Source organism: Photobacterium sp. OFAV2-7 (genome assembly GCF_022347985.1).
In the GTDB taxonomy this organism is placed as follows: Bacteria; Pseudomonadota; Gammaproteobacteria; order Enterobacterales; family Vibrionaceae; genus Photobacterium.
The window spans coordinates 1-9,810 of the sequence record NZ_JAKRFQ010000088.1 but is presented as its reverse complement, the minus strand read 5'-3'; the positions used below and the strand labels follow the sequence as shown (position 1 = coordinate 9,810).

Below are 9,810 nucleotides of genomic sequence, written 5' to 3'. Positions count from 1 at the left end.
AACAATTCACTATTACCTACGTTGTACATCCACATTTTAATATTCCGCGTAAATACGAAATAGCAGCAGAAAGCGAAATCGCTTCGATTCAATCAGCCGAGAAGGCATTAAGAATACGTCACCCTGAAGGGGTAAGTATTGTTACAAGTAATCAACAGTAACCTGTTAATTCAAGATATATATAAAAAAAGTGTAGCGGCTAGGCTACACTTTTTTTTCGTCCATGGGCAATTAAGGGGCAAGACGATCAATTTCCCAATTGTCAGCTTCATGTCGATATAAGAAGCGATCATGAAGGCGGTTTTCCCCTCCCTGCCAAAATTCTATCGAACTGATTTTCACCCGGTAGCCTCCCCAAAAAGTGGGTAACGGCACTTCACCGTTCGAGAACTTCTGTTTAAGCTCCATAAACTTACTTTCGAGTGCCTGGCGGGCAGAAATTCGGCTGCTTTGCTTACTTGCCCAAGCCGCTATCTGGCTCTCTTTGGGACGCGACGTAAAATATTTCATCACTTCCATCTTAGACAGCTTCTCGGCCTCGCCAGTTATGTGTACCTGACGCTCAATGGCATGCCACGGGAAATGCAGGCTAATCTTGGCATTATGGCCCAAATGCATCGCCTTTCGACTACCGAGGTTGGTATAGAAAACGAAGCCTTCTTTATCGTAGTGTTTTAGCAACACAATACGCTGATACGGTTGACCGTTATCATCCACGGTAGCCACCGTCATTGCTGTCGGATCGCTCAAATCTGCCTCAACGGCCTGCTTCAGCCACTTCTCGAATAAACTCAGCGGCTCATCTGGTAAATCATGACGACGTAAACCACCTCGCGTGTATTCGCGACGAATATCAGACAATTCCATTGTTAACTCCGCTTCTTAGTCATTCAGGTGAAATTGTGCGCTTTGCCTCTAGGAAAAACAAGTTCCTTCATTGATCTGAATGATTTTTAAAACTATTTATCGAATAGCAGACCACTTCATGCCATCTCTGCTAGCTGGTTCGTGTTTTCATCGGGTAAAGTTTGCTATACAAGCCCATAAAAATGCCACGGAAACGTCAAGTGCAGAAAAGTAAATGCCTCGCCCTTATTGTAGTTGTCGGTCTGATACTCAACGTTCTTATCGGCCAGTTAACCTTCCAGCAGGTCAAACAGCATCTGGCAGACAAAGTCTCCCTCGATGTCGACCTACTGGGACAAAAACTGGATGCGCAGCTTATGCGCTATAGCAAGCTACCCGAGGTACTGGCCAATGATCCGCGACTCTTGCAACCTTTGTTGACCGATCAAACCTCACCGGCAAAGGCCGATCAATATCATCAAACCAGCCAGTTGCTCCAGCAGTGGGCGATGACACTGAGCGCCGACACGATTTACCTGATTAACCGACAGGGGGAGACCCTGGCTGCCAGTAACTGGCAGCAGCCTGACAGTTTTGTCGGACAAAACTATGCCTACCGCCCCTACTTCCGCGAGGCGATTGCAGGTAATCCCGGTCAGTACTTCGCACTGGGCGCCAGCTCCGATAAACGCGGCTACTACTTTTCTGCGCCGATTTACCATCAGCAGTCTGTTATCGGAGTTATGACCATCAAGGTTGATCTGTCGCTGATCGAAGATATCTGGCAGTACGAAGACATCGAATACGTCATTGCCGATTCGCAGGGCGTGGTTTTCTACAGCTCTGAGAACAACTGGCTGTACCGGTCGCTGATCCCGCTGGACGATGCCCAAAAACAGCGAATCCTGGCATCACGGCAATATGGTAATGCCAGGCTCGACCCGCTCACAAGCTATACCCGGCTTGATAGACTCAGACACAATGAAACCATTGACATCCGACAGCCCGCGGATGAGAAAAGTGCAGCTTATGTTGTTGCCAACCATGATATGGCCCAGGCCGGATGGGCAATTTTCGGCTTCAGCCCCATCAGTGCTGCCTATCAGTATGTGGCCCAGGCCGTACTCATGTTCAGCGTATTTTACTTTCTTCTGAGCCTAGCCGTAACCTCATGGTGGCAAACGCTCAAGGCGCAGAAGGCGCTGGCACAGCTCAATGACAAACTCGAACAGCTGGTGGTGAAACGGACCAATACCCTGCTTGAAAGTAACCAGCGGCTAAAAGATACACTAAGACAGTACGAGCGTAGCCAGGCAGAGCTGAAGCAGACCCAAAGCGAATTGGTACAGGCTGCCAAACTGGCTATGCTGGGTGAGCTATCGGCAAGCATCAACCATGAAATTAACCAGCCGCTCGCCGCCATGCGCACCTATGCCGAGAACTCACGCAAGCTACTCAACAAAGAGCGCTATGATTCGGTCGCCAACAACATCGACGAAATCATCAAGCTCAACCAGATGGTCGCGGATATTATTGCGCGTTTCAAAGTCTTCGCCCGCAAGGGCAGCGAACATAACAACCGCACCGTCGCGGCAGATTCAATACGCTCGGCAACCAGTCTGCTGCGTAATAAACTGATTAAGGAAGGAGTAATACTACGTGTCGGCGATTTGCCGCCAGATATACTGATCAATGCCGATGCGGTACAGGTTGAACAGGTCATCATCAATTTACTCCATAATGCTATCCAGGCACTGTCTTCGGCACACCAGCCGCAGATTGGCATACAACTGGCTGGCCTCGACAACCTGGTTGAAATCCGTATCTGGGACAACGGGCCGGGTCTTGATGATGATCAGAAAAAACGGATCTTCACACCCTTCTTTACCACCAAAAGCGATGGACTCGGGCTTGGATTAACGATTTCCCGCCGAATCATCGACGCCTTCTCTGGCACGCTCACGGTTACCGACCACCCCGGAGGCGGTGCCGAATTTGTGATCACTCTTCCCCGTAGCACTGAGGACACTCAATGAACCAACAAGTAATTTTTATTGATGACGAAAAATCCATCCGCGATGCGCTGGGGCAGACATTAGAGCTAGAAGACTATGACGTCACCTTGTTTGCAAGTGCCAAACCCGCACTAGAAATGCTCGACAGCCAATACCCCGGGGTGATTATTTCTGATATCAACATGCCAGGTATCGATGGTATTGACTTCCTCAGGCAGGCGCTGGCGATTGATCCCGAGTTATCTATCATTCTGCTTACCGGCCACGGTGATATTTCAATGGCCGTCGACGCGATGCGGCTCGGTGCTTATGACTTTCTCGAAAAGCCGTTCTCGACTGAAAACCTGCTTGATGTTGTCAAACGTGCGGCGGACAAGCGGGAGCTGGTGCTAGAAAATCGAGACCTCCGTCGCGAGTTAGAAGCGCAAAGCGGACCCGGCCCGAGGATTTTGGGCAACACTCCACAGATGAAACAACTACGCCGAATTCTTTCCCACATCAAAGATACCCCGGCAGATGTTATGATCCATGGCGAAACGGGCACAGGAAAGGAACTGGTCGCACGCTTCCTACATGATCATAGCGTTCGTCAGAACCACCCGTTTGTCGCGATTAACTGCGGAGCAATCCCCGAAACCATGATCGAAAGCGAGTTGTTCGGCTATGAAGCTGGCGCCTTCACCGGAGCGCAGAAAAAACGCGTCGGTAAAATTGCACATGCCAACGGCGGAACATTGTTCCTTGATGAGATAGAGTCAATGCCGATGTCACTGCAAATCAAGCTGCTGCGAGTGCTCGAAGAAAGAGCGGTGGAGCCACTTGGCAGCAACAAGACGGTTCCGCTAGACATTCGCATTATTGCTGCCACCAAAGACGACTTAAAGCAGATGAGTGATCGCGGTCTATTCAGGCATGATCTCTATTACCGCCTGAACGTGGTCAGCGTTGATATTCCACCACTTCGCGAACGCAAGGATGATATTCCAATGCTGTTTCAGAACTTTACCCGCTCGGCGTCTACCCGCTACGGCGTCGAGCCGCCGTCCATCAACCTAGAACAACAGCAAAAACTACTCGAGCATGACTGGCCCGGCAATGTGCGGGAGCTAAGGAACCTGGCCGAGCGCCTGATTTTGATGGGGGATACGACGACGCTCAGTGATAGCAGCCAGTTTAGCGAAGCGCCTTTAATCCATACACTGGCAGAGCGGATGAACCAGTTCGAGTATACTTTGCTCAGCGATGCCTTGAAGCGCCATAACGGGCGTTTGAAGGAAGTACAGGCAGAGCTTGGCCTTGCGCGAAAGACGCTGTATGACAAGATGAAAAAGCACCATATCGACAAGGATGACTACAAAGCAACAAGCTAAATACACAATACCTGATGCGGCACGGATAGCGGTTCCGTGCTTCATCCCCCTCTATGAATGCCCTCTCCTCCTGCACACTGTAACATTATCGCTGTTTCAGAATTACTTCGAAGTACCTTCAAAATCTGTTAGCGGAGAATAAATCTGCACAGTGGCAGACAGGAACTTTTGGTAAATTGGGTGCATATGTGAAAAATTGTCAGCGTCGCAAACCGCAAAACCTCTTAGCCCCAATATCGCTCGGCGCATGCCTGAACTATACACCGCTATCGCTAGAGTATGTCATATGTCTTTATACAAACAGTTAATCTCGTGGATTCTGGCAACCTTCTTCCTTTTGACACTAACTGTTACGGCCAGCCAGTTTTTTTCACAGCGGGATCAAATAACAGCTCAGGCCTATACGCGCCTGAATCATGATTTACTCAGCGTCGAAAGCGCCCTGACCCCCTTTCTTACCGATCAAGATTCGCAGCAACTCGCAGACCTGGTTGATCAGTTTTTTGCCAGCCAAGACTGGCTGCATCTTCGCCTGAACCTGTTGGTCACCAAAGAACGTATTGAAAAACAGCGACTATCCAGCTTGCAAGGCGTGCCGAGTTGGTTTCTCAACCTGAACCTGTTTGAGCCGCTCACCAAGTCGAACACCATTAACAACGGCTGGGAGCGATTGGCTACACTATCCATTACGGCCGATCAGACATCACTGTACCGCCAGCTGTGGCAATCGACGATCCAATCTCTTAGCGTATCCATGGTGTGCCTAATTGCCGGCCTTATGCTTCTTCTGTTGGTGCTAAAAAGAAAACTCAAACCGTTAGACAATATCGTCAACAGGGCAAAGGATCTGTCTTCGAATCAATTTGGGGCACCTATTCCACTACCCGAAACCTATGATCTCGGGATCATCGTCAAAACTATCAATCACCTTTCCACCCAGCTTGAAGCCAATTTCAAGGCCCAGGCCCGCGAGGCAGCAAAACTAAGAGAACAGGTTTACCGCGATGGCGTATCGGGTATGGGAAACCGAAATTTCTTTATCAGCCAGCTAAACTCCTGGCTGACCAAGTCAGCCAAAGGCGGGCTGGCGCTGGTTAAAACATCGCTGATTGATGATTGCTACCATAATCAGGGCTTCGAGCAAGGAGACCAGCTTGTCAAAGATATCGCCAACGGCCTTAACGAAGGGATCATCTATAGTGACATTACCCTCGCACGCTTATCCTACGACGAATTTGCTTTGCTTGCGCCCGGCATCCGTGCCGAGAAGCTCAAGATAATCGGCGAAACGATGCTGACAGTTATCGACGAGTTACAGCCGGAACACGCTAAAACCACACCGCATACGGCGCATGTCGGCCTGCTGCTTATCAGCCAGCCGTCAAGTTCCAGCACTTTACTTTCCCAACTCGACAATGCCCTGAGCAAAGCAGCTCTTACACCACAGCTTCCCATTGCATTTATTGATGAGGCTTCAACCCAGGTAGCACTCGGCAAGCAGCAGTGGAAATCATTGCTGCTCGATGCCATTGATAATGATCTTTTCTCTTACCATTTCCAGCCGGTCGCCAATGACAAAAACGGAATTTATCATCATGAAGTGTTCAGCGCGATAAAAACAAAAGACGATGTCTATACTGCCAGCCAGTTTCTCGGTGCCATTGAGGATCTCGCGATAGGCAGCTTGTTCGACCGCCACATTGTTGCGCAGTTAATTAACCGCCTCAATGCTGATCATCAGCTTGGTCCTCTGGCGATAAACATCACCAACAGTAGCATCAGCGATCCCGCCTTCATTCGCTGGCTTAGTCAAATATTGGAAAGAAATCAGAGCTTATCCTCGCGTCTGTTCTTCGAGTTACCCGAAGCAAGCTTTGTCCGCCATCCCGATGCAACCAGCTTGCTCTGCTCCGCCATCCGGTTCTATAAGTTCAGATTTGGTGTCGACAACTATGGCCGTCATTTCAAATCCCTGGACTACCTAAAAGAGTTTCGCCCTGACTACGTAAAGATTGACTTCGCCTATACCCACCAGTTAAACGATCAGAATAAGTCTGCTCTCTTGTCGTCAATTTCCAGAACCGCCCATAGCCTCAACATCATGACGATTGCTACCCGCGTCGAAACAGAAACACAGCTCGAGCGGCTTTCCGAACTATTCGTCAGTGGATTTCAAGGCTTTATAATCGAGCGGTTTAATAGCAGAGCAAAAGTCGAAACTCACAATGGGCATGTGAACTAATGTTATCCCGTACGAAGTGAACATTGATAAACGGTGGTCGCTGACAATTTACAGTGTAAATAACACTGACTACCAGCTCAGCGAAACAAGAATAGACAAAAAAGAGGATAGTTTTCAATTTACAGTGTAAATAGCTTATGAGTTATAGGGGAGCCGTTGGAGCGTCCGATCTCTATAAGCAACCATAGAGGGACCATGCTCCTGCAGTATGTTGAGTTTTTCTTTCTCAATCTGGCACATCACTCCCGAAAACAATCGCCCTATCGCGGTAATAGTAACCTTGTTAAGTTGCTCGTCGTAATCCTGACGTAAATTTTGATAGGACAGATTAAGTTCGGCCATACGTTGCTTATGAAGCTGTATCGAGGACTTTATCTTTTCAACCAATTCTGGCGGGCGCTTCGAAGACGGAATCTTCAGAAGCTTATGCTGTGCCTCCTTAATTTTATGCACTTTCGCTTTTTCATCCTCAATCACCTGATATGCAGTATTTAGTGTATCTCGCAAGGAGTTGTATTGGGTGAAAGCAACTATTTCGGTCGGTACCCCAGCCAGAGCGCCAATATTGAGCGCCTCGACGCCCAGCCCTGCTTCAATATAGCCACCGCTCAAGGTGCCATGGCGTTTAATTTGGTCAATAACGCTCAATGCTCCCTTGGTACGGATTATACAGTGGAGGGCATGAAGAGAAAAAGAGACATCCTGGCCGGCATCAATTTCAACAAACTGAGCAAACTTGCTGGTTACCTTACCATTAGCCTGGAGGTAGCACGGTAGATGTTTGCCGTCCTGCTGACGGCCAATCACTCCCTTTGCAACAGCAATATCACCACCGGCCTTTAATTCGCCCAGCTCGACGAACCCACTAACGACGATATTGCCAGTCGCACTTACCTTCATGCCCGGTGTAACGTCGCCTGTGATCAAGATACTGCCGTCGAAATCAATATGGCCAGTGGTCACGTTGACGCCTTTCAAGGTCAGGGCATCATCAACCTGCATGCCACACGGCTTTCTTAACGGGACACCCGATTTAGTAGCAACAAGAACATGCTCATCATCTTCGCAAATAGCCGTGCCGTCACCGGCCTCAAACGCCAGCTCATTTCCTGGGATTGCAGTGATCTCCTTGCCAAGCACATTGAAACCGTTGCAACCAGTCGTTGCAGGTATCAACTTCATAATGGGCTGGCCTGCCTTAACCGTGATTAACTCTCCCAGATCAAGCATATCGACCTTGCCGTCATCCGTTGATTGAGGGCGCAGAATACGTTGGCTAGCATCATTTACCAGAGGCTCAAATGCAGTATCAGTACCGTGTACAGGAAAACGGCCGAAAGCGACAGGCATAGTCAGCTTTTCACCGGGAGCAAGCTGCTTTGACTTCATCAGTAGCTCCTGCAATTGAGCCTTTCGGATCCCCTTTATGATATGGTTCTCTTTTAAGGCATCAATCAACATGTTTCCGGTGATCTGGGTACCACCATGCGCCCCAATCACAGTGACTGAAGTTTTCATGAGATCAGGATCTGTCTTGATAAGCAATCCGGCATCACGTCGTTCTGCTATCACAAATTGCTGAAGCTTGACCTCAACGTCGCTGTCATCCGGTTTGGAATTGAGCACCGACAAGGCGGAATCGATTGCGTTGTCGAACAGGAAAAAATCAATCGCTTTAAGCTCGACCAATTCAGTGGCGATGTCACTCCGGGTTATCACATGCTCAGCATCTTCGCCCAACGGCTTGGCGATCAAAGATATCGTCTGACCATCTTGAGACAGCTGAAGAAGCTGTGTCGGCATAGAGCACTCCCTAAAAACTTATAGCATCACCATAACGGTCTTATAGCCCATCTTAACCTAACCACATACAAACCATGTACATGCCAAGTCACAGATCCGTGAGCAAATTTATCGATAAGTGTAAGAAATTATGCATTAAGTGAGGAAAAAAGTGTTGCCAGCATGGCACTAAAACAGATATCAGCAGGATTCTATGCTGGATATGAATGGGTACAGGTTGACACATTGCAATATTCTTTTGGGTAGAACTCCACCCAAAAACATTTTCGCCAAATCTACCTTTAATATAAAGGTTAATTTTATCAATGGTTTATATCAATACAATCGAGAGATAATTCTGGCACGGAAATAGCAATGATAAGACAATCCCTAGGACTGCTTAATATCCATTGCTGCTGTTCCCCCCGATTGAGCAGCAATATCTTAGTCCAAATTTGCCCCGGTCTTCGGGGCTTTTTTTTAATCGTAATCTATCACAAGCCGCATCAACTGCTCGTCGGTCAACCAGGTATTTGAGTGAAATTTATATTGAAAAGTGCTCTTATCACTACTGGCAACCAGGGTGAGGTATCCCGTCAACTCATAAAATCCTTGCAAGCTGAGCTCGTAGGAGGCCTTAAGCTCCAGACGCTTTGAGGACTGCAGATACAGGCAGCGTTTACTCAAACGTGAGACAGTAACACGAGAACCGATATCAAACCGGCTGATATCACTGTGAATAGAAGATTTATGAAGCCTTGCCGCCAACCCACCAAGACCTGGAGAAAAGGCAATATCTGGCTGAACGCAATGATGGACAGGCGCCATCATCTTTTCAAGGGCTTTGGTATGTACTTTAACTAGACTCATGACACCCCCATAAACTCTCATTCCAATCAACTTTATGGGCCGAATTTACAACAAATAATTCCTCCCTAAGTTATTTAACTCTAGACCATTTTTTGGGAGCAATACCAAATTTTTTCACACTTATTATATGGAATACAGTACTGATTATGGTGAGTGTAGAGCAAGAAATTTGACGGGTTAATGCTTTTACATCAAAAGAATAGCAGTAGAATCTAGACAATAAAAACATCACCCTTTATTGAACATCAAAAGTTTGCTTGGGTTAATTTACACTGTAAACCACTTTTTTGTTTATCCGCTAACCGCTATTTACAGTGTAAATACCAAATGAAATTACAACTCGGCAAATTCCTCGATCGACGGCTGTCCGCGCTCCTGGAGAAACTCAAGAAAGCAGCGAGGATGATGAGTGACAACATGGTCAAGCGGGAAATTGACCCTTGCCAGTAACTTGGCAACCTGGCTGAAGTTACCGACATCGTGAGCAAAATGTGCATCCGATCCGGTAGTCAGCCGAGCTCCAGCCTCGCGGGCAAATGCTGCAATCTGCTCGCAACGAGGTTCGCTGCCCTGGCGAGAGCCGCTCAAGGAAGAATTATTGACTTCAATAAGAACGTTGTATTGTGCCGCAGCCGATACAACGGCTTCAAAATCAAAATCAAAATTCGGGTTGCCGAGATGTCCC

7 protein-coding genes are annotated in these 9,810 nt (G+C 48.0%); 3 read left to right on the top strand and 4 right to left on the bottom strand.

Annotation, left to right across the window (positions count from 1 at the left end; all coding sequences use genetic code 11):
• Positions 1-231 precede the first annotated feature (231 nt).
• Complete coding sequence (pdxH, locus tag MHN01_RS07805) at positions 232-867, bottom strand: pyridoxamine 5'-phosphate oxidase (protein ID WP_239410806.1); 636 nt, start codon at positions 865-867, stop codon at positions 232-234.
• Between the two features lie 200 nt (positions 868-1,067).
• Here pdxH and MHN01_RS07800 point away from each other — a divergent pair, with 200 nt between their 5' ends.
• From MHN01_RS07800 to MHN01_RS07790, 3 genes are all read left to right on the top strand, one after another.
• Entirely contained in the window at positions 1,068-2,882 is a 1,815-nt protein-coding gene (locus MHN01_RS07800; RefSeq protein WP_239410804.1) for an ATP-binding protein, read from the top strand.
• Complete coding sequence (locus tag MHN01_RS07795; RefSeq protein WP_239410802.1) at positions 2,879-4,231, top strand: sigma-54 dependent transcriptional regulator; 1,353 nt, start codon at positions 2,879-2,881, stop codon at positions 4,229-4,231. The genes MHN01_RS07800 and MHN01_RS07795 overlap by 4 nt, the downstream gene beginning before the upstream one ends.
• Positions 4,232-4,517: 286 nt before the next feature.
• On the top strand, positions 4,518-6,473 hold the full coding sequence (locus tag MHN01_RS07790; RefSeq protein ID WP_239410801.1) for an EAL domain-containing protein: 1,956 nt from the start codon (positions 4,518-4,520) through the stop codon (positions 6,471-6,473).
• Between the two features lie 135 nt (positions 6,474-6,608).
• Here the strand turns inward: MHN01_RS07790 and MHN01_RS07785 are convergent, their stop codons facing one another.
• From MHN01_RS07785 to MHN01_RS07775, 3 genes are all read right to left on the bottom strand, one after another.
• Entirely contained in the window at positions 6,609-8,276 is a 1,668-nt protein-coding gene (locus MHN01_RS07785) for a DUF342 domain-containing protein (protein WP_239410799.1), read from the bottom strand.
• Positions 8,277-8,735: 459 nt separating this feature from the next.
• Entirely contained in the window at positions 8,736-9,125 is a 390-nt protein-coding gene (locus tag MHN01_RS07780) for a hypothetical protein (protein WP_239410798.1), read from the bottom strand.
• Between the two features lie 333 nt (positions 9,126-9,458).
• Positions 9,459-9,810: PHP-associated domain-containing protein (locus MHN01_RS07775; protein WP_304622845.1), on the bottom strand; the 352-nt coding region annotated here is incomplete at its 5' end.

What these genes read in the sequence shown, in the direction of transcription:
- pdxH (WP_239410806.1), bottom strand. Translation starts at nt 867, where the DNA reads ATGGAATTGTCTGATATTCGTCGCGAATACACGCGAGGTGGTTTACGT.
- MHN01_RS07795 (WP_239410802.1), top strand. Translation starts at nt 2,879, where the DNA reads ATGAACCAACAAGTAATTTTTATTGATGACGAAAAATCCATCCGCGAT.
- MHN01_RS07790 (WP_239410801.1), top strand. Translation starts at nt 4,518, where the DNA reads ATGTCTTTATACAAACAGTTAATCTCGTGGATTCTGGCAACCTTCTTC.
- MHN01_RS07785 (WP_239410799.1), bottom strand. Translation starts at nt 8,276, where the DNA reads ATGCCGACACAGCTTCTTCAGCTGTCTCAAGATGGTCAGACGATATCT.
- MHN01_RS07780 (WP_239410798.1), bottom strand. Translation starts at nt 9,125, where the DNA reads ATGAGTCTAGTTAAAGTACATACCAAAGCCCTTGAAAAGATGATGGCG.